Origin of the sequence: Nocardia sp. NPDC049220 (assembly GCF_040647855.1) — a bacterium.
Classification (GTDB): domain Bacteria; phylum Actinomycetota; class Actinomycetes; order Mycobacteriales; family Mycobacteriaceae; genus Nocardia.
In genome coordinates this window covers 25,097-45,794 of record NZ_JBEZDA010000010.1, presented here as the reverse complement: position 1 = coordinate 45,794, position 20,698 = coordinate 25,097, and the positions used below count along the sequence as shown (strand labels likewise).

Below are 20,698 nucleotides of genomic sequence, written 5' to 3'. Positions count from 1 at the left end.
CCGCGTAAGACTCGCGGGCGCCACCGCCACGCGGGTGCGCTGACGCCGTGTCTTATCCGCTCATTCGACCAGCTTCCCGGCAGTGGAGACCTCCCGCATGAGTCGGGCGATGTCGTCCGGAACCTCGGGGATGTCCTCCCGTTCGATCCGACCTGGCCCGGACCACACCAAATTCACGCGCAGGTCAGGATCGAGTTCGGGGTAATCGGAGCGGTTATGACAACCACGCGTTTCGCGTCGTTCCAGGGCAGCCTCCAGTGTCGCCCTAGCAGCGATCGCTGAAGATTTCAGGTCGTACGCGTGCGCCAGATCCTGGAAGCCCGCGGGATCGGGATGTACTCCGATGTGTGTCATCCGTGCCTCGATCTGATCGAGATCCGATAGTCCTGTTCGAATTCCGGCATCGTCGCGGACCACGCCCGCGTGCTCGGTCATGGTGTCGCGCAGGGCGCGCTGTAATGCGCGCACGTTCTCCTTGCCGTCGGTGGCCAAAAGTTCATCCACCTCACGGCGAGCATCGGCGAGCGCGCCCGGTGACCGACGCTGGGCAGACAATTCGGCCGAGTAGCGCGCTACGGCCTCGCCGACGATCCGGCCATACACGAACAGTTCGATCAGTGAGTTGCCACCGAGCCGGTTGGCGCCGTGCAAACCGCTGGACGCCTCACCGATCGCGTAGAGGCCTTCGACGTCGGTTCCGTGATCGTGCGACCGTACCCACACGCCGCCCATCGAGTAGTGCGCGGTGGGCGCGATCTCGATCGGGCCGCGGGTGATGTCGAGCATCTGTAGTTCCAGCATGGTCTGGTAGACACGCGGCAGCCGCTGCATGATCGTCTCGCGCGGTAGGTGCGATACATCAAGCCAGACGCCACCGTGCGTGGTGCCCCTGCCTTCCTTGATTTCCGTGTACGCGGCAAGCGCCACCCTGTCGCGGGTCGACAGTTCCATCCGCTCCGGGTCATACCGGGTCATGAATCGCTCGCCCGCCGCGTTCCGGAGGATCCCGCCTTCGCCCCGTGCGGCTTCCGATACCAACGTGCCTGCGGCGTTCTCCGGTTCGATGAGCCCGGACGGGTGGAATTGCACGAGTTCCGGATCGCGGATTCGACCGCCGGCGAGTAGGGCGAGCCGAAAAGAGTCACCGGTGTTCTCATCCCGCCTCGACGACGTGCGACGCCAGATCCGGGTATGCCCGCCCGCGGCAAGGATGACGGCATCGGCGTGAAACACATATCGCCGACCGTTGTCGAGATCGAACCCATATGCACCGAACACAACGTTGTCGTGCACGAGAATTCGCGTCACATAACAGGTATCCAGTATCTGTATACCGAGCTGACCAGCACGGTTGACGAGTGTTCGCTGGATCTCCAGGCCGGTGTAATCGCCAGCGAATGCGGTCCGTCGGTAGGTGTGTGCGCCGAAGAACCGCTGGGAAATACGCCCATCTGCTTCCCGAGCGAACGGCATTCCCCACCGCTGCAGGTCGTCGATTCCGCGAGCGGCATTCTCGGTGACGATCCGCACGGTCTCCGGGCGGGCGAGAAGGTAACTCTCCTTGATCGTGTCTGCCGCGTGCTGTTGCCAGGTGTCTTCGCGGTCCATGGTCGCAAGTGCGGCGTTGATGCCACCCGCCGCCAGCGTGGTGTGCGCGTCCCCCTTCGTCCGTTTACCGACCACCAGCACGTCGACGCCACGCTCTGCCAGCTCGATCGCTGCCCGTAAACCGGCACCGCCGGTACCGATCACGAGCACCGACGTGGCGATCTGGTGTTCACTCGAATAGTCCATCAATGTTCCCTTCAAGTCTTTATTCTTCGAGATCGAAGCGGTCGCGCGGGTAGCTGTCAGCTACCCGTCGGCGCGAACTTCCGGCGGACCGACTACGCCGAGCAGTCGCCGCTGCGTGAGTTGCACACGTGGAGACTTTTCCTGTTCGACACTGCGCAGAAGCATCTCGACGGCGGCGGGTGCCCACATTGAGCGGATCGGAACGCGCTGTCAGTCCCTTGCGAATTCACCTGTCGCGGGCGACAACGTTCCGGACTCGCGAGATCGACAGGACCTTTCATCGGCACCCCTGCCAGCCGATGGCAGCAACCACGTCAGCCGCTGGCATCGGCGCCGGCAACCGCGCCACGCCGCGTGGGTCCGAGAGCCCGCGACACCATCTGAGAATTCGGCGGCCCCGTCGCGTGCACGAGCGAGAATGCGACCGTATCGGCGAGGGCTCAGGCGCGTGCGCTGGACGCTACTGCCGGGCGGGGTGCCCGCAGGTGGCGGCGCTGTTCGAGTTCCTCCGCGCTGACCAGAACCAACATCGGCTGTCCGGGCGCGCAGAACATCGTCACCACAAAGGCCGATTCGACATCGTCGAGGTTGTTCCCATCCTGGTAGTGGATGACATCCCCGCCAGGCTCCCAGAACGTCTCCCCCGCCTTGACGACTCGCTGCGGCTCACCTTCCAGTTCGAAGATGATCTCGCCCTTGATGACATAGCCGTACGCCGGACCGGAATGCCGATGCGGCGGTGACCCCGTGCACCCAGGAGGGACGGTGACCAGGACCGTCATGGCTTCGGCGCCATCCGGGATTTGCGGCGCCCCGCGCACGGACCCGATCACTTCGATCGCGGGAAAGGTGGTCGTGGTATCGGGGTTCTCGGGGTGGGGTGTGTTTTCTGTGGTCACGGTTCTTCCCTTCGAGCGAACTACCTGCCCAGTGAAGACGGGGCAGCTGGGGAATCTGTGACACCTCCGCTGGCTGCTTTCGGCGATGACCAGCAGGTTCACGTTCGATGAAGTGAGCAACGCCACGACATCTGTCGCGGGCAAACTGAGCGATTGTTGCGGTTTCGACCCTCTGCGCTCGCCTTCCAAGACGTGTGCCGGACCGGGGCGGAGCCGCATGGCGTCTCCTCGATCGCGGTATCCGCTCGCCTTCAGAGTTACACCGAAAATATCGCAGTTGTTCCAAGAATCTGGCATTCATTTTATCAATCCGGCCGTCGCCCGAGCCGCGAATCAAGAACTATTTGCCAATATGGAACAAACGACACGAACACCGGCACAGCCCACGTCCAACGCGATCGCGGAGCGGTCGCATATCCGACACATCATGCATAAATAGTCAGAGTTTCGACGAATACAGATAATTCGTTCGTAGCTACTGGTCGGCGTGCCCATGGCCTCGACCGGGTCGCCGGTGTCCATCGCGAGCCCCCTAGGCCGCCCGGTGTGGCGGTGGTTATCGTCGAGCGGTGTTAGCTGTTCGGGAGACTTCGGTCCTGCGACATCGCACCCGGTTCGGCGTCGCCGCGACCGGGGCGGCCGTCACCATCACGGTGCCGATGACCCTGCCCGCCGATGGCGGTCCATCCTCGGTTGATCGCGCGATCGCCGAACCCCTGCACTCGATGCTGGGTACACGCCATGATGTGTACGAGGCGCTCGTGCTCCCGAGCAACGGCTACATACTGATCCCGCTACTCATGCTCACCTGCGCATGGTTCGCCTACCACGGTGACATGCGACGGGCAATAACGATGGCCACGGTCCCGGAAATAGCGGTCGCGATCAACACCTGGCTGCTGAAACCGCTGTGGGGACGGCAGTGGCACGACTATCTCGCATACCCGAGCGGACACACCGTCCACTTGGTCGCCATCGCCACCACCTTCGTACTGTTGGCCGGCACGCCCTGCGCGCGATATGCGGTGTGCGCGGCGGCAAGCGTGGCGTTGGCGGCGACCGCCACGGGAATGATCGGCCTCGACTACCACCATCCGACCGACGTCCTCGGCGGCGCCGCAGCGGCGATCACGATGGTGACACTGCTGTGCTGGACGGCCGAATCGCTACCCCGCCGGCACAGCACTGCCCGACGCGGCGGGCTCGGCACCTGAGCAGCATGACTCCAGGTCCGCCGATCGGTGATTGAACCGCGATCGACGCGGCAATCGATTGCCGACGCACACCCGATCACCCGGTGCCCTCGCCACCGCGCGGTCGGTCGACGACCTTCTCCCGGACTATGTTCGGTCGAACACGCTCGCGTCGTGGAGCATGGCGGCGCGCAGCATCGTCTCGGGCACGCCCATGGCCTCGACCAAGGTCTGCGCGTGCGGGCGCAGCCGGTCGACCAGCTCGTTCACGCCGCGGCGTACCGCCTTCGCTCGGTCGACCGACATGAACCGGTGCATGATGTACCAGGCCTGGTTCTCCTCGATCGACGAGTAGACGAACAGGTCGCACATCGAGTCCGCCAGCGCACGGGCGTCCGGGTCGTGGATGCCGGCGATACCCTCGATGAAGGCCTCCAGTATCAGGCGGTCGATATGCGCCGAACCGGCAGCCAAGATGTGGTCCTGGGCGTTGTTGAACGCTTCGAACGGGCCGGTGTCCCGGGCTCGGGCGCGCAGCCGGTGCCCCGCGGTGCGGACCAAGTAGTCCTCGCGGTCGGCGAACAACTGCAACTGCACCGCGCGGCGGGAGAGATCTCCCTCGTCGATGGACTCGTCGCCGCGGTCTTTGAGGGTCTGGATCAGCTGGCGCACACCGGATCGCTTGCGCACCACGTCACCTGCCATGGTCGCGGCGAAACGCACCCACCCCAGCGCATCCAGGTCGCGCACTTCATCGGAGTAGGCGGTGAGCAGTTCCTTGGCCACCAACTGCGTCAGCACGACGTTGTCGCCCTCGAAAGTGGTGAAGACATCGGTGTCGGCCTTGAGCGTGACCAGACGGTTCTCCGTCAGATAGCCTGCGCCGCCGCACGCTTCACGGCATTCCTGAATGGCGCGGGTGGCGTGTTCGGTCTGTGCGACCTTCAGTCCCGCCGCGCGCTTCTCCAGAGCGCGTTGCGCGCCCGGCTCGAGATCCTGGCCGGTCTGCACCAGGTGCATCCGCCGTACCAGGTCGTTCTGCGCGAACGCGAGCGCGTACGACTTCGCGACCAAGGGGAGCAGCCTGCGCTGGTGATTGCGGTAATCCAACAGCACTGTCTCCACACCGGTGTCCGGGTCGGCGAACTGGCGACGCTTCAGCGCGTATCGCACCGCGATGCTCACCGCGACCCGGGTACCGGCCGCCGCGGCGCCGCCGACACTCACGCGGCCGCGCACCAAGGTGCCGAGCGTGGTGAAGAACCGTCGGCTCGGGTTGTCGATCTCGGAACTGTAGGACCCGTCCGGTGCGACGTCGGCATACCGGTTGAGCAGGTTCTCCCTGGGAATCCGCACCTGGTCGAACAGGATGCGGCCGTTGTCGACACCGGGCAGTCCGCCCTTGAGTCCGTCGTCGTAGGTGGTCACACCGGGCAGGTCGGCGCCGTTCTCGTCGCGAATAGGCACCAGCAGACAGTGCACGCCTCGGTTCTCACCGTCGGTGATCAACTGCGCGAAAACCGCCGCTATCCTGGCGTGTTCGGCCGCGCCGCCGATGTAATCCTTGCGTGCCGACGGTGTCGGCGAGTGCACGACGAACTCCTGGGTCTGCGGATCGTAGGTCGCCGTCGTCTCCAGGTTCGCGACGTCACTCCCATGCCCGGACTCGGTCATGGCGAAGCACCCGAGCAGATCCAACGAGATCAACCGCTTGATGTACTCGCGGTGCCGGTCGGTGCCGAGATTCTCCACCGCACCGCCGAACAGACCCCACTGCACTCCGGCCTTCACCCACAGCGACAGATCCGCGTAGGCGAGCATCTCCAGGCCGACGACCGCCGCCCCTGGCTCGCTGGTCCCACCGTTCTCCCGCCGGAACCCTCGCTCGGCATAGCCCAACGAGGCGACGGCGCGCATCTGATCGAGCACCCGCGCCCGCGCCGCCTTGAAGTCGAGCGACGGATCCCCAGCGAACTCGTCTCCGGCCAGCTGGATCCGTGCCTCTTCCCGGATGCCCGCCCAGGGTCCGTCCAAGGCAATACGTAGGTGATCGGCCGTGGTCGCGGTGCCGGTAGTCATGACCCGACGATAGTCCGGCACGCGGACGCGAAACCGTTGACGTAACAAGTCACACACCGACCTTGCTAGACCTTGAACGAACGTTTAATATACTGAACATGTGTTTAGCAAACAGCCCGTATCGCAAGGATCCACCGACGATCTGACCACCGCGGCCCGCATCCGCGACGCCGCGATCGAGGTATTCGGCGAACACGGATTCCAGCTCGGAGTCCGCGCGATCGCCGCCGCCGCTGGTGTCTCCCCCGGGCTGGTGAACCATCACTTCGGTTCCAAGGACGGCTTGCGGGCCGCCTGCGACGACCGAGTGTTACAAGTGATCCGGGACGAGAAGATCAAGGCGACCACCGCGCCTTCCGTCGCGAAAGGCATGCTCAACGCCCTCGCCGAGATCGAGTCGTTCGGCCCGTTCGTCGCCTACATGGTGCGTAGCCTGCAGGCAGGCGGGCCGCTGGCGGAATCCTTGTTCGATCATATGGTTTCCGACGCCGAGGAATACCTCCAGTTGGCAGTCGAGGCGGGCACGGCAAAATCGAGCCGCGACCCGGCAGCGCGCGCCAGATACCTGACCCTGCTCAATGTCGGCGCCACCCTGCTATACATGCAGATGCGCCAGCAACGTGACGGAAAGATCAACTACCGCAAAGCAATTCGGGAGTTATCCAACGAGATGACTCCCCCGGCACTCGAGTTCTACACCCAGGGCCTGCTCAGCGATTCAACGATCTTGGACACATTCACCAAGGAGACCTGATGTCCGGCATCATCGAAGTCCACGATCTCCGTAAAACCTTCGGCCATGTCACCGCCCTCGATGGACTGAACCTCATGGTGACCGAGGGCGAGATCCACGGCTTTCTCGGACCCAACGGCTCAGGCAAGTCGACCACCATCCGGGTGCTGCTCGGCATCCTGCGCGCCACGTCGGGTCGAGTTCGACTCCTCGACCGAGATCCGTGGGCCGACGCCGTCGCCCTACACCGCGAACTGGCCTATGTCCCAGGCGATGTCACGCTGTGGCCATCACTGTCGGGCGGAGAGACCATCGATCTGCTGGCCAGGATGCGGGGCGGCAGGAACCAGCAACGCCGCGCAGAACTGATCGACCGCTTCGACCTCGACCCGCGCAAGAAAGCACGCACCTACTCCAAGGGCAACCGCCAGAAGGTCGCGCTGATCTCCGCGTTGGCCTCGGACGCGCGCCTGCTGCTGCTGGACGAGCCGACCTCCGGTCTCGACCCGCTGATGGAGCAGGTTTTCCGGGAGTGCGTGCACGAGGCGCAGCAGCGCGGCGCCACCGTCCTGCTGTCCAGTCACATCCTCTCCGAGGTCGAAGCGCTGTGCGACCGGGTGACCATCATCCGGTCCGGGCGAACAGTGGAGAGCGGCTCGCTGTCGGACCTGCGCCACCTCTCACGCACCTCGATCACCGCCGAATTGCTCGGCGATGCAGGCGATCTCAGCCGCCTCCCGGGCGTGGAGGATATCGAGTGGGACGGATCCACCCTGCGCTGCCAGGTCGAGAGCGAGCACCTCGGCGAACTGATTCGGGTACTCGGCGACACCGGGGTGCGCAGCCTGACCAGCAAGCCGCCCACGCTCGAAGAACTGTTCCTGCGGCACTACCACGTCGACGGCCGGACACCCGAGTTTGCCGCGACCACCGGGGAGAGGGTGCGAGCATGACCACCACCACTGTCGACCGCTCCACCGCGCCATCGGCATTCGGCCTTTCCGACAATTTCGCGGGCACCGGCAGCCTGCTGCGGCTATACCTTCGGCGAGACCGGATCGTGCTGCCGCTGTGGACATTGCTGATCGGTCTGATGCCCGCCATCCAGATCGCCAGCATCAAAGATCTGTACAGCACCCAGGCCCAGCTGGACAGCTTCGCGGCGACAACGGCCGGCAGCCCAGCGCTGCTGGCCATGTACGGCCCGGTGTTCAGCTCCGAGTTCGGCTCGATCGGCACCTGGAAAGCAGGCGCCATGTACACGATCATCGCGATCGCCACAGTGCTGACGGTGATCCGGCACACCCGCGTCGAGGAGGAGACCGGTCGCGCGGAACTGGTGGGCTCGACCAGCATCGGCCGCTACGCCGGGCTCACCGCCGCACTGATCATGAGCTATGCCGGCGCGCTGTTCGCCGGAATCGTGTGTGCCCTGTCGCTCGCGAGCAACGACCTGCCCGGTGCGGGCTCACTCGCCTTCGGCGCAGCGCTCGCTGCCTCGGGCGTCGTCTGGGGCTCCCTCGCCGCGGTAGCGGCCCAGGTGAGCACGAGCGCACGGGTGGCCCGTGGCGTGGCGTTCGGCACGCTCGGCGCCACTTTCGCACTGCGGGCGGTCGGCGACGCCGGGAATGGTGTGCTGTCCTGGTTTTCGCCGATCGGGTGGTGCCTACAGATCCGGCCGTACGCGAACGAGCGCTGGTGGGTGCTGATCCCGCTGTGCGCGGTCGCCGCGCTCGGGACCGTCGCCGCGTACGCGCTGCTCGGCAACCGCGATATCGGCTCGGGACTGCTCGCCGAACGTCCTGGGCCGCCGTCCGCGACACCCGGCCTGTCCGGCCCGCTTGGCCTGGCCTGGCGGCTACAGCGCGGCACACTGCTGGCGTGGACCATCGGCTTCGCGCTCTACGGTCTGCTGATCGGCGGCGCGGTCAACAGCGTCGGTGACATGCTCGGTGGCAGCGACACGATCCGCGACGTGGTCACCAAGATGGGTGGCTCGGAGCAATTGCAGCAGTCGTTCATCACCTATGCCATCGCGATGCTCGCCGCTGCCGCGTCCGCCTACTCGATCTCCGCCACGTTGCGGCTGCACGACGAGGAGTCCAGCGGACGGGTCGAGGCCACCCTGTCCGGCGCCGTCGGGCGCGCCCGATACACGCTCAGCCATATCGGTTTCGCGCTCCTCGGTCCCGCGGCGGCTCTGCTGATCGCAGGCACGGCGATCGGTGTCGTATACGGCGCCGCCACCGGCGACCTGGCCGTGAAGTTGCCGCAATCGATCGGCGCGGCAGCCGTGCAGCTACCCGCGGTCTGGGTAGTCACGGGCATCACGGTGGCGCTCTACGGTCTCGCACCGCGATTCACACCGGTCGCGTGGGGCGTGCTCAGCGCCATGGTGGTGTTCTACTTCGTCGGCTCGCTGGACGGGCTGCCCCAGTGGATGGTGGATCTGGTGCCGTATGTGCACCCGCCGAAGCTGCCCGGTACGGAGTTCCGAGCCCAGCCGGAGCTGTGGCTACTCGGCATCGCCACGATCCTGATCGGTGTCGGCGTCGCCGCGTTCCGCCGGCGCGACCTGCGCTGATTCGCCCGATTCGGTGGTCCGCGCGAGCACGTCGCGCGGACCACTTCTCGTGGTGGGGCAGTGCGGAGTCGCGCTACAAGACATCCGAGCAATACGGTCACCAGGAACTGATCTGGATCGCGCCGTGCGATACCGGCGAAACACAATCGACGAGGACCATGCCGAGATTCACCACACTCACCGCCCTGCTCACCACCTGCCTGATCAGCGCACTGCTCGCCGCCCCCAGTGCAACAGCACAGCCGAACACCTCCGAGCAAACCCCGCAATACGCACCGACCATGCTGATCCTGGACGCCTCCGGATCAATGCAACGACCGGACCCGGCAGGCACCATGATGGACGCCGCCAAGACCGCAGTCCGCACATTCGTCGACGCCGCACCCGCCGAGTCGAAGGTCGGGCTGGCCACCTACGGCACAAGTACCGGCAATTCCGAGGCGGAAAAGACCGCGGGATGCCGCGACGTGCAGGTACTACACCGCCCCGACACCCTCGACCGAACCGCGCTCACCTCCGCGGTCGATCGCATCGAAGCCCGCGGCTGGACTCCGATGGCCACCGCCCTGCGCCAAGCAGCCGAAGCCCTCCCCGACTCCGGCCCACGCTCGGTCGTGCTGGTCTCCGACGGAGACGACACCTGCTCCCCACCGGACCCATGCGAGGTCGCACGAGAAGTAAAACAGCGCGGCATAGACCTGATCATGCACGCGATCGGCTTCGCCGTCGACGCCAAGGCCCGCGCCCAGCTGACCTGCATGGCACAAGCCACCGGCGGCACCTACACAGACGCCACCGACGGCCACGCACTCGAACGCATCCTCCCCCGCGTCACCGCCGCCGCTTTGCGCAACTACCAAGCCGCCGGCACACCCATCACCGGCACGCCAAGCTACGACAAGGCGCCCCTCGCCACACCCGGCCAGTACCTCGACACCATCGGCCAGAAAGAGACCCGATACTGGGCCCTCGACATTCCCACCGGGGCAACCGCCTACTTCAGTGGCACCATCTCCTTTCCGCGCCTACCGAACATCGGATCCGTCGATGACATCAACGTCCTCAACCTGCGCGTTTACGGTGCGGACGGCCGGGACTGCAACGCCTTCGAATTCCAACAAGCCACCAGTTCCAGTGACGGTGTGGCGCTGACCGTCGCCAAGACCTGGGACGGCGCGACCAAGGAGCGCGCCAGCAACGCGAACTCCGACAAGTGCCGGGGCGGTGGGCGCTACTACTTCGCCCTGACCTGGGACAAAGTCTCCACCGGTGTTCCCGAGCGGCTGCCCCTCGAGTTGCTGGTCGGCATCGAGCCCGCCGCGACCGATCCAGGACCCGCCGCTACTGCACCGCCGACGGCCTTCGCCGAGCAGGCCGGTGCCGGCACGCCCACGATCGGCGGCGGTTCGTTCAATGTAGCGACGCCGCTCACCGCCACCGGGCGGTATACCGACACTCTCCGGCCGGGTGAGTTCGTGTTCTACCGGGTCCGGCTGGATTGGGGTCAAGGCCTCGCTTATCAGGTGCGCTTCGGCGGCAACGGCGCGCGCGGTGTGGACAACGTCTCCAATATCCGAACCACGCTCTACAGCCCGATCCGCCAGGAGATCGGCTCGGACTTCAGCGCCTACACCGGCACCGACCACGTTCTGCCATCGAACAAACCGATGGCTACGGTTCCGATACGCTACGCCAACCGGACCGCCACCAGCCTCGACGCCCGCAAAGAGTCGGTGGGCGGTTGGTACTACCTGGCGGTGAAACTGGGTTCCACCTTCACCGAGAAGGGCGACGGCACGCCGGTACCCATCCAGCTGGATCTCACCGTCGGCGGTACGCGCGAGAACGGACCGGTGTACTCCACCGGTATCGGCGATGGAGTCTTCGGCGAGAAGGCCAGCGGCGTGGGCAAAGCGAACAGCGTTCCGAACACCGCGGCGACGCCGACCAACGATGTGGCCACCCGGCCGGCGACGAAATGGCTTCTCGTCGCGGGGCTCGGCGCGGGCGCCGTCATCGTTGTCGGCGTTATCGCGGGCCTGGTGGTGGCCCGCAGGCGAGGCTGACGTCAAAATCCCGGTGGCGCTCTCAGCGCGTCACCGGGATTCGTCGATCCCCAGTTCCGCCGCCAGCCGTGCGAGGTAGGCCCGGACGTCGTCGGTCGAACTGTCTGGCAGCCCGAAAAGCACCTCGGTGACACCGAAGTCGGCCCATCGCGCAAGCTGCGCCGCGTCATGCTGCGGCGCGAGCGCGAGAATCTCCGGCGAGTCCGCGCGATCGTACTCGCGCCACATCCGGTGCAGCAGGCCGATTTTCCCTTCCAGATCGTCCTCGGTCGGGGTCGTGATCCACCCGTCGGCGTTCTTCGCCAGCCACCTGAAGGTTTTCTCCGTGCCCGAGGCGCCGAGCAGCACCGGGATCCGCTTGCGTACCGGCTTCGGCCACGACCAGCTGGCGCCGAAGGAGACGAACTCTCCGTCGAAGCTGGCTTCATCCTCCGTCCACAGGGCGCGCATGGCGTCCAGGTGCTCGCGCAGCACGGTCCTGCGCTTGCCCGCGGGCACACCGTGGTGGGCGAGTTCGTCGGTATTCCACCCGAATCCGACACCCAGGCTGACTCGACCGCCGGACAGATGATCCAGTGAGGCGATCGTTTTCGCCAGCGTGATCGGGTGATGTTCGGCCGGCAGCGCGACGGCCGTGGCCAATCCGATGCGACTGGTCACGGCGGCCGCGGTGCCGAGCGCCACCCAGGGGTCGAGGGTTCGCAGGTACCGGTCGTCGGGCAGACTCGCGTCACCGGTGCGCGGATGCGGTGCCGCGCGGACCACCGGGATATGGGTATGCTCAGGCACATAGAATGTGTCGAAGCCGACACTCTCCGCAGCCACCGCCGCATCTGCCGGGCTGATTCCCCGGTCGCTGGTAAACAATACGATTCCGTACCGCACGGTACCCACTCCCATCGCCGAAATTAGAACAAGTTCTACCATGAATTCCGGGGCGGCCCAAGAGCCTGTGCTGCGTCGACGCCACAGTGCCGACCCCTGCGGATGCCGAATGCCTGTCGGGTGACTAGGTTCGCGCCCATGGGTCCTGACACATTTTCGGGAGGCGACGTCACCGCCGAGCGGGTGGATCACCTCGGCCGGCGCCGCGGGCTGCGACTGCGGCGGGCACTGCGGATTCCGGTCGTCAGCCAGGCCGTCGGACTGCTCGTCGCGGACCGCCAGGCGACCGCGGACACCATCGTCGCCGCGCCGACACCCCTGCAACCGATCGATCTCACCGACGACGCGCGCGTCGCCGAGGTCCTCGATCTCGCGGTCCGGGTCGGCGAAGTGGTACTCGCCTCCGGCACCGGCGTCGTCGACACCACGACGACCGTGCGGTTCATCGCCGCCACCTACGGCCTGTCGCGCTGCAGCATCGACGTCACCTACGACGCCATCAGGATCTGGGCCGACCGCGGACCACAACTGCCACCGGCCAGCACCATGCGGATCGTGCACTACCGTGCCCTGGACTTCACCCGGCTCGCCGCGGTGGACCGCCTGACCCGCCGGATCCGTACAAAAGTCGTCCCGCCGGACCAGGCACGCGCGGCACTCGACGCGATCACCTCGGCGCCACACCCGTATCGGCGGTGGACCGCCACCTTCGCCTGGTCGCTCCTGGCCGCGTCGATCGCCGCGCTCCTCGGCGGCGGCGCGATCGTCGCCGCGATCAGTTTCGCCAGCACCGCGGCGATCGACCGCACCAACCGCATGCTGAATCGCTACGGCCTGCCGTTCTTCTTCCAGCACGTGGTCGGCGGCGCGATCGCGGCCGTGCCCGCTCTCGTCCTGGCTACGCTGGCCGTGCGGCTGGACATCGACGTCGACCCGACCCTGATCATCGCGGCCGGAATCACCGTGCTGCTCAGTGGATTACAACTCGTCGGCTCGGTTCAGGATGCGATCACCGGTGCGCCCATCACCGCGACCGCCCGCATGCTCGAGGTGATGATGATGACGGGCGGGATCATCGCGGGCATCGTGCTCGCGCTGCGCGTCGCCAATCTCGTCGACGCCACCGTGCCGCCGGTCTACCTCACCTCCGCCCACGACATCACCGACCTGCCGATGAAGATCGTGGCGGGCGCCGTCGCGGCACTGGCGTTCGCGCTCGCCTGCTATGCCGAACGCCGCGCGCTCGCCGCCGCCGCAGGCAGCGGTGCCGCCGGCACCATCTGTTTCCTGCTCGCGCAGCAGGGTGGGTTCGGTCCGCTGATCTCCTCCGGCATCGCAGCGACTCTGGTCGGCCTGGCCGGTGGTCTGATGGCCCGCCGGGCATTGACGCCGCCCCTGGTCGTCGCGGTCGCGGGTATCACCCCGCTCCTACCGGGACTCAAGGTGTACCGCGGCCTGTACGCCCTGCTCAACGACGAACTGCTGATCGGAGCCAATCAACTGCTCGCGGCCTTCGGCGTCGGCTGCGCGCTGGCGGCTGGTGTCACCCTCGGCGAGTGGTTCGACCGGACCGCCCGCCGACCACGGATACTCCGGCGTTTCGGCTCGGTGCGGCGTCCGATCGTGCGGCGTCGCCGCCGGTCGGTATCCGTCCAGTGACCGTGCGCGGCAACATCCCGCGCGGGTCCGTGTCCACCCGGTACCCTCTTATCGCGGTGGTTGAGGTAGCCCACTCCGGTATGAGGTGAGGTGGTTCGGACATGGCGGAGGCAGTTCCGTTCTCGGCGCAGATCCGCAAGGCCACCGAGCAACAGCACGCGGAGGCGGAGAACTCACGGTTCATGAGTGACATGCTCGGCGGAGCGCTCGGCGTCGACTCGTATCACCGCTACACCGGCCAACTCTGGTTCATCTACCAGGCGCTGGAGCGCCGCTGGGACGATTTGGTCCACGACCCGATCGCCGGACCCTTTATTCGGCCCGAACTCGCCCGCACCATTGAACTGGAAAGTGACCTCACCCATCTCCTCGGCCCCAACTGGCGCGACAACCTCGAACCGCTGCCTGCGACCGCCGCCTACGCCGCGCGCATCTACGAGTGCGCCCGTGACTGGCCCGCCGGCTACATCGCCCACCACTACACCCGATATCTCGGTGACCTGTCCGGCGGACAGGTCATCCGCGGCACCGCGGAGAAGCTGTGGAACCTGCCACACCGCGGCGACGGTGTGCGCTTCTACGTTTTCGACGGCGTCGGAAATCCGGCGGCGTTCAAACGCGAGTACCGCGGCCTGCTCGACCGCCTACCGCTGGACGATCTGGAGCGTCGCCGTGTACTCGACGAGGGACAGCGCGCGTTCGCGATGAACACCGCGGTCTTCGAAGAACTTGCCGAGGAGTTTCCCGCCGCCCAGTAGGAGACCCGCCCCGCGACGACCAAAGAAATCCGGCCAGCGAACCACACGAGCCGCATCGCCCGCCAGGTCTCGTTTGGCGGGTGCGGGATTCGGCCGGTCGTGTCTCCGCGGGGACAGACGGAGCGTGAGACAGTTGATATGAGAACGCGCCGTCGCATCGCCAGTGTGCTCGCCGGCCTGGTCGGGGCAAGTCTGCCCGGGGGTGTGGCGTCCCTGATCCAGGCGACGGCCCCGCCATCTCGACGACGCCGAAGGTCGCGCCCGTGGTCTCGACGAATGACGTGCCGGCGTCGCACCCGGATGAGGTGCATCTGTTCGGATTCAACGACTTGCACGGGAACTTACAGCCGTCGGCCGAATCGACCGGGAAGATCGCGGGGTACGACGCGGGCGGGGCGGCCTATCTCGCGACTCACCTTGCTCGGTTGAAGGCCGCCTATCCCGCGAGCGCGGTGGTGGCAGCCGGAGACAACATCGGAGCCAGTCCCGTGTTCTCCGCCCTGTTCCACGACGAGCCGACGATCACCTTCCTGAACAATGTCGGGGTCGCCGCGTCGTCGGTAGGAAATCACGAATTCGATGACGGAATAACGGAATTGGCCCGCGTCCGGCAGGTCGGCTGCGCTGCGGACGGATGCTCACCCGGCGTGCCGTTCACCGGCGCGAAATTCCAGTATCTGGCCGCGAACGTCATGGACGCGCAGGGCACCTACACCTATTCCCAGACGACCCCCGTCGACTCGAAGGTGATCCCGGACAGCCTGCGCATCGCCGGACAGGCGCTCGACCCGGTTGCCCGTTACCGCATCACCACCAATAACTTCCTGGCCTCCGGCGGCGACGGTTTCACGGTCTTCAACGAGGGTACCGACATCACAGTCGGCCCGATCGATCTGGACGCCTTCAAGGCGTTCCTGCGCGACAAGCCTGCGCTGCACGCACCGTCCTCCCGCGTCGAGCAGAGGTAAGGCGCCGAACGCGCACCGGTTACCGGAATTTCGACCGAACTGCCGGCATCCGGAAATACTTGTCAGACACACCCTTTGACCTGCAAGGACGGTGACCATCGCCACAACTCGAACGGGTAACGATCGCTTGCCGGTGTCCCGCAGGGTCGGTTACTGTGCAGTAACAAGTCAGGACGAAGAGGTTCCTGCTCTCGGCCCGACGGATTGTCACCGGGGCTGATTCGACGCTGTCCGCATCCACCGCCGCATGCCGGATAACTTGTGCGACAACACGGTTCGAGTAAACGGCAGGAGAGTGCGATGGTTTCCTACATCGTGACGGGCGGTACCGGATTCTTGGGCCGACGGGTGGTGCAGGATCTCCTGGATAGTGATTCCGAGGCGATCGTGCATGTCCTGGTGCGTGAGACGTCCCTGGCGAAATTCACCGAACTCACGACGAGCTGGCGCGGCGGCACCCGTGTCTTCGCGCTGATCGGCGACCTCACCGCCGACGGGCTGGGCCTGGCCCGCGAAGCACCGCATGCCGATCACATCATCCATTTGGGCGCCGTCTACGATATGACTGCCGATGAGGACACTTCGCACGCCGCCAACGTTGCGGGCACCCGCTCGGTCCTCGCACTGGCCGGCGAACTGGGCGCGGTGCTGCACCACACCTCCTCCGTCGCCGTGGCCGGCGATCACAAAGGCAAGTTCTTCGAAGAGGACTTCGACCTCGGACAGCAGCTGACCTCGCCGTATCACCGGACGAAGTTCGCCGCCGAACAACTCGTCCGCGAGTCGCGTGGCGTCCGCTGGCGGGTGTACCGGCCCGCGATCATCGTCGGCGATTCGCGCACCGGCGAAACGGACAAGATCGACGGCCCATACTACTTCTTCGCCGCCATAGCCAAGCTCAGCGCGCTGCCGTCCGACCTGCCTATACCGCTGCCCGATGTCGGTGCGACCAATATCGTCCCGGTCGACTACGTCTCCGCCGCCATGGTCCACCTGATCCGCCGCCCCGGCCTGGACGGACGCACCTTCCACCTGGTCAACCCGGACCCGCAGCCGTGCAGCGAGGTGTACGCCGCACTTGCCGCGGCAGCGGGCGCACCGACCGGTGCCGGCACGATGCCCGGCAGCGCACTCGCGCTGAGCGGACTCGCGCACCTGCCCGGTGTTCGTGCCGTGCGCGATTTCCTGCTCGCACAACTCGGCATTCCGGCCGAGGTCGCCCCGCACACGTCGTTCTCGGCCGAGTTCATCAGCGACTCGACCCGCGCCCAACTGCGCTGCGCGGGAATCACCGTACCGTCGTTCGACAGTTACGCCGAGCGCCTGTGGGAGTACTGGCGCAACCATCTGGATCCCCAGCGTGGCCGCGTGTCGTTCACCGGTGACCGGCTCGCGGGTCGGGTAGTCCTGATCACCGGCGCCTCTTCTGGCATCGGACTGGCCACCGCGCACGCAGTCGCCCGCCGCGGCGCCACCGTGCTGATGGTCGCCCGCGGCCACGACGACCTGGCCGCTGCCGCCGACGCGGTGCGCGCGGAAAACGGTGTGGCACACACCTATCCCTGCGACATCACCGACTCCGAGGCGGTCGAGAAGCTCGTGCGATGCGTCCTCGACGACCACGGACACGTCGACTACCTGGTGAACAACGCGGGCCGCTCGATCCGCCGGTCGGTGCTCAACTCGACCGACCGAATGCACGATTTCGAGCGCACCATGGCGGTGAACTACTTCGGCGCAGTGCGGCTCATCCTCGGGCTGCTTCCGTCGATGCGGGAACGCCGCTTCGGGCACGTGGTCAACATCTCCTCGATCGCGGTGCAGACCAAGGTGCCCCGATTCGCCGCGTACGTGGCGAGCAAGTCTGCGCTCGACAACTTCAGCGAGATCGCGGCGGTCGAGAACCGCGATGCCGGAATCACCTTCACCTCGGTCCGAATGCCGCTGGTGCGCACGCCGATGATTGCGCCGACTGATTTGTACCGCGCGCTTCCGGTCCCCGATCCGGACCAGGCCGCCGCCATCGTGATCCGCGCGCTAGAGGACCGCCCCCACCGCATCGACACCCCGGTCGGCACCTTCGCCCAGGCGGTGGAGCTACTCATGCCGTCGGTGAAACGCCAGATCATGCACCAGGGTTTCCGCCTCTTCGGGGAATCCCATGCGGCGCAACACAGCACGAATTCCGCGACCGTCCAAGAGGCGCCCGCCGAGCCGGACGCACAGCAGGCTCCCAGTCCCCTCGCTGTGCTCGCCCCGGTGGTCATGCCGCTCATGGCCCTCCCAGGGCCCGCGGCCCGCATCGCGCGCGTAGTGCCGGGAATACACTGGTAGATCCGCGATGATCGGGCCATGGTGGACGGACTTACTACAGCCGGAGTGCTATACGTGGTTCTTCATCTGTGCGGAGAGGATGCGCTGATATCCGGACCCGAACAGCCGGGGAAGCCAGTTGATCACCTTGGCGTCGGCGCCCACCAAGATGGTCGCACGATCTTTGCGAATGCCAGCGATGATGGCGGATGCCGCTGAATCCGGGGAAGTCTTCGCCAGACGGTCGAAATTAGCGGCCAGGGCATCGCGGTCGTGGTCTTTACCAGCGCGTGCCTTCCAGGCGATCCCCGTCTTGACCATGCCGGGATGCACGCTGCTGACACCCACCGGATGGCCGGCGATTTTCATCTCCTGCCGGAGCGCTTCGGTGAAGCCGCGGATGCCGAATTTCGTTGCGCAGTAAGCGCTTTGGCTGGGGCACGCGGCGAGGCCGAACATACTGGAGATATTGGCGATATGTCCGTCACCGGAGGTGATCACGTGCGGAAGGAAGGCCTTGGTCCCGTAGATCACGCCCCAGAAGTTGATATTCACAATCCATTCGAAATCCTCGATGTCCAGTTCCGCCACATTGGCGGTCATCGAGACCCCGGCATTGTTGACGACCAGGTTTACCACGCCGAAATCGGCCAGCACCTGATCGGCATGGGTGTATACGGCCGCGCGATCGGTGACGTCGACCTGGTAGGCACGCGCTCTCGCGCCTTCCTTCTCGCAGAGCGCGGCGGTTTCCGCCACATTGCCGATACTTCGGCCGGACAACGCCAGCCGGGCCCCCTGGCGCGCCAATTCCACCGCCATGGATCGGCCTATCCCGGCACCGGCGCCGGTAATGACCACGGTTTTGCCCGCGAAATTCTTCACGTCGATACGTCCTGTGTCTCGTCGAATGTGTTCTACGCCTGGCGGGCTCGGTCAGCTGCGACGGCGGTACCGAACGGCGCACGGGTGCGCGGGCCATTTGGTGGTGCCCGCACCGGACATCGGCTTCGGCATGCCGTGCACCAGCTCCAATTCGAATTCCGCGACCAGACGCGCCACAATGATTTGCATTTCCAGGTAAGCGAAATGAGTGCCGAGGCAGCGATGCGCGCCGGCGCCGAAACCGATTAGCGAACCCCGGGCCGATTTGCCACCGGGTTGGGAATACCGGTCCGGCCAGTAGGTCTCGGTGGCCTCCGGATAGGTTTCCGGTAGCCGATGGCTGACGGCCGGGCTGGTGAAGACGAAGGCGCCGCGCGGAATCGTATAGCCGTCGATGTCCAGCTCTTCTTGCGCCTGCCGGGCGAGGATGTAGGCCACCGGGTGCAACCGCTCTGTTTCGTGCAGGCAGTCATAGGTGAAACGCATGCCTCGTACCCCGGCGAGATCCACCTGATCGGCAGCCAGTAACTGCTCGGCTTCGGCCCGCACACGACGTAATTCCGAAGGATGTTCGATGAGATCGGCCAAGGCCCACGACAAATGCCCGGTGGTCGTCTCATGGCCGGCCCAGCAGAACATCAGCACGAAATTGACCAGCACATTGTCGGGCACCCGGGTGCCATCGGCATAGACAGATTCGACCAGATGTTGCAAGAAGTCCGGCGGATCAATCGAAGCGCGTCGTCGCTGCTGAATCATTTCGCTGAGCGACCGCCGTAACCGGTCGCGAGCGCGATTGCTCTTGACGGTCCGCGGAACGGGCAGCCAGTCGGGGAGGAAGAAGCTCATCCCCATGCTGAACTTACGAAATTCCTCGAAGAAGTCGCCGGCCACCAGATCGTCGGCGATCGCTGGCCCCAAAAAGGCGTGGGCCGCGATACGCATGACCAGTACGCCGAACTCGTCGGTTAGGTTGAATTCGCCTCGGTCGCCAAGTGATTCGACAAACCGAGCGGCTTCCTGGTCCATGACCTGAATGTAGTCGGCCACCTGCCCTCCCTGAAATCGGGGAAGGACCACCTCGCGCTGTTTCTTCCACTGTTCGACACTGCCCATGAAATAGAATTCAGAGCCGAACATGCGGGTGAAAAAGGGGTAGGCGTCTGCGATGGAGAGGCGCTTGTCGGTTTCTTTGAAGAAGAACTCACTATTGCGCATGCCGAGTAGTACGACGACATCGGCGCCCGGCACGACGAGCTGAAAGATATTGCCGTGTTGTCGTTGACCGCGCCAGAGCACGCGCTCTGGCGCCACGAGGAATTCGGGAAGGTGGCCGACAATCGGCTGTTTTCCGGAGACCACGGGCGGGCGCCCGGGTGCTATTTTCGTTCGCTGGAGCGTTGTCATAGCGTGTGCGCGGTCCCTTCTCACCTACCGACACCAACCATCGGCCAACCGACCAGTAGGTTCGACCGAGATCATAGCCGGGATCGGCGATTCCGCCACCGGGAACTATCGCGACCGTCGCTGCCCGCGCCGGCAGCCATAGCGTCACACCAGCCGCGTGACGAACTGCGGACCCCGCCGTTGCCGGCAACGGAAAGGTCCGGATCGCCGCCGTCGGCCACCGGCTTGTCATAACCACACACCGCATCCAGCAACCGCTGGTAGGTGCTGCCCAAGGAGCACCGACGGTGCAGTTTCACCTTCTGCCTCCACCCGAACACGGTAGGAAGATCTCGTGACGAGCACCCCGCCGTGCAGCGCGGCTCCCGACATCGGGAGCATTCGTCGTTTGCGGCAGCACCATATGGGGGTAACCGGCGCTGACAATGCGCACCGGCTGGCGCGCGACGGCGGCCGCGCGCTCAGCTACGCGCTG

The 20,698-nt window shown here is 65.7% G+C and carries 15 protein-coding genes; 9 read left to right on the top strand and 6 right to left on the bottom strand.

The genetic code is table 11. The annotated features are described in order from the left end of the window. Window positions 1–60: 60 nt before the first annotated feature. Both AB0C34_RS21070 and AB0C34_RS21065 read right to left on the bottom strand, forming a co-directional pair. Complete coding sequence (locus tag AB0C34_RS21070; RefSeq protein ID WP_357075390.1) at window positions 61–1,794, bottom strand: FAD-dependent oxidoreductase; 1,734 nt, start codon at window positions 1,792–1,794, stop codon at window positions 61–63. 440 nt (window positions 1,795–2,234) lie between these two features. Then, entirely contained in the window at window positions 2,235–2,633 is a 399-nt protein-coding gene (locus AB0C34_RS21065; protein WP_357075871.1) for a cupin domain-containing protein, read from the bottom strand. Window positions 2,634–3,262: 629 nt separating this feature from the next. On the opposite strand from AB0C34_RS21065, the gene AB0C34_RS21060 reads away from it, so the two are divergent. Next, a complete protein-coding gene (locus AB0C34_RS21060; RefSeq protein ID WP_357075387.1) occupies window positions 3,263–3,907 on the top strand; it encodes a phosphatase PAP2 family protein in 645 nt (214 codons plus the stop codon). Between the two features lie 126 nt (window positions 3,908–4,033). On the opposite strand, the gene AB0C34_RS21055 is transcribed toward AB0C34_RS21060, so the two are convergent. Continuing rightward, window positions 4,034–5,965 carry an acyl-CoA dehydrogenase gene (locus tag AB0C34_RS21055; RefSeq protein WP_357075384.1) on the bottom strand — a complete coding sequence of 644 codons (1,932 nt, stop codon included), beginning with the start codon at window positions 5,963–5,965 and terminating at the stop codon, window positions 4,034–4,036. Between the two features lie 100 nt (window positions 5,966–6,065). Between AB0C34_RS21055 and AB0C34_RS21050 the strand changes: the two genes are divergently transcribed. From AB0C34_RS21050 to AB0C34_RS21035, 4 genes are all read left to right on the top strand, one after another. Next, window positions 6,066–6,719, top strand: a complete 654-nt coding sequence (locus tag AB0C34_RS21050) for a TetR family transcriptional regulator (protein ID WP_357075381.1) — start codon at window positions 6,066–6,068, stop codon at window positions 6,717–6,719. Beyond that, complete coding sequence (locus tag AB0C34_RS21045; RefSeq protein ID WP_357075378.1) at window positions 6,719–7,651, top strand: ABC transporter ATP-binding protein; 933 nt, start codon at window positions 6,719–6,721, stop codon at window positions 7,649–7,651. Before AB0C34_RS21050 ends, AB0C34_RS21045 begins: the two co-directional genes overlap by 1 nt. Further along, the gene (locus AB0C34_RS21040; protein WP_357075376.1) at window positions 7,648–9,282 is read left to right on the top strand and encodes an ABC transporter permease; all 1,635 of its coding nucleotides are present in this window, start codon (window positions 7,648–7,650) and stop codon (window positions 9,280–9,282) included. The genes AB0C34_RS21045 and AB0C34_RS21040 overlap by 4 nt, the downstream gene beginning before the upstream one ends. Window positions 9,283–9,440: 158 nt before the next feature. After that, entirely contained in the window at window positions 9,441–11,348 is a 1,908-nt protein-coding gene (locus AB0C34_RS21035) for a VWA domain-containing protein (RefSeq protein WP_357075373.1), read from the top strand. A gap of 30 nt (window positions 11,349–11,378) precedes the next feature. Here AB0C34_RS21035 and AB0C34_RS21030 read toward each other — a convergent pair whose 3' ends face one another. Further along, window positions 11,379–12,233, bottom strand: a complete 855-nt coding sequence (locus AB0C34_RS21030; RefSeq protein WP_357075868.1) for an LLM class F420-dependent oxidoreductase — start codon at window positions 12,231–12,233, stop codon at window positions 11,379–11,381. A gap of 234 nt (window positions 12,234–12,467) precedes the next feature. Here AB0C34_RS21030 and AB0C34_RS21025 point away from each other — a divergent pair, with 234 nt between their 5' ends. The 4 genes from AB0C34_RS21025 (at window position 12,468) to AB0C34_RS21010 (ending at window position 17,952) form a co-directional block, all read left to right on the top strand. Beyond that, window positions 12,468–13,892: a threonine/serine exporter family protein gene (locus AB0C34_RS21025; protein WP_357075865.1), complete on the top strand. Its 1,425-nt coding sequence runs from the start codon at window positions 12,468–12,470 to the stop codon at window positions 13,890–13,892. Window positions 13,893–13,993: 101 nt separating this feature from the next. After that, window positions 13,994–14,650 (top strand): biliverdin-producing heme oxygenase, encoded by a 657-nt coding sequence (locus tag AB0C34_RS21020; RefSeq protein WP_357075370.1) that lies wholly within the window; start codon window positions 13,994–13,996, stop codon window positions 14,648–14,650. A gap of 263 nt (window positions 14,651–14,913) precedes the next feature. Continuing rightward, complete coding sequence (locus AB0C34_RS21015; RefSeq protein WP_357075367.1) at window positions 14,914–15,618, top strand: 5'-nucleotidase C-terminal domain-containing protein; 705 nt, start codon at window positions 14,914–14,916, stop codon at window positions 15,616–15,618. A 300-nt stretch (window positions 15,619–15,918) separates the two neighbouring features. After that, window positions 15,919–17,952: an SDR family oxidoreductase gene (locus AB0C34_RS21010; RefSeq protein WP_357075364.1), complete on the top strand. Its 2,034-nt coding sequence runs from the start codon at window positions 15,919–15,921 to the stop codon at window positions 17,950–17,952. Window positions 17,953–18,000: 48 nt separating this feature from the next. Here the strand turns inward: AB0C34_RS21010 and AB0C34_RS21005 are convergent, their stop codons facing one another. Both AB0C34_RS21005 and AB0C34_RS21000 read right to left on the bottom strand, forming a co-directional pair. After that, a complete protein-coding gene (locus AB0C34_RS21005; RefSeq protein ID WP_357075361.1) occupies window positions 18,001–18,816 on the bottom strand; it encodes an SDR family NAD(P)-dependent oxidoreductase in 816 nt (271 codons plus the stop codon). 51 nt (window positions 18,817–18,867) lie between these two features. Next, complete coding sequence (locus tag AB0C34_RS21000; RefSeq protein ID WP_357075358.1) at window positions 18,868–20,178, bottom strand: cytochrome P450; 1,311 nt, start codon at window positions 20,176–20,178, stop codon at window positions 18,868–18,870. Window positions 20,179–20,698: the final 520 nt, after the last annotated feature.

Excerpts from the sequence above, each read along its gene's own strand:
- AB0C34_RS21020 (WP_357075370.1), top strand. The coding sequence starts at position 13,994 with ATGGCGGAGGCAGTTCCGTTCTCGGCGCAGATCCGCAAGGCCACCGAG.
- AB0C34_RS21010 (WP_357075364.1), top strand. The coding sequence starts at position 15,919 with ATGGTTTCCTACATCGTGACGGGCGGTACCGGATTCTTGGGCCGACGG.
- AB0C34_RS21055 (WP_357075384.1), bottom strand. The coding sequence starts at position 5,965 with ATGACTACCGGCACCGCGACCACGGCCGATCACCTACGTATTGCCTTG.
- AB0C34_RS21035 (WP_357075373.1), top strand. The coding sequence starts at position 9,441 with ATGCCGAGATTCACCACACTCACCGCCCTGCTCACCACCTGCCTGATC.
- AB0C34_RS21045 (WP_357075378.1), top strand. The coding sequence starts at position 6,719 with ATGTCCGGCATCATCGAAGTCCACGATCTCCGTAAAACCTTCGGCCAT.
- AB0C34_RS21070 (WP_357075390.1), bottom strand. The coding sequence starts at position 1,794 with ATGGACTATTCGAGTGAACACCAGATCGCCACGTCGGTGCTCGTGATC.
- AB0C34_RS21040 (WP_357075376.1), top strand. The coding sequence starts at position 7,648 with ATGACCACCACCACTGTCGACCGCTCCACCGCGCCATCGGCATTCGGC.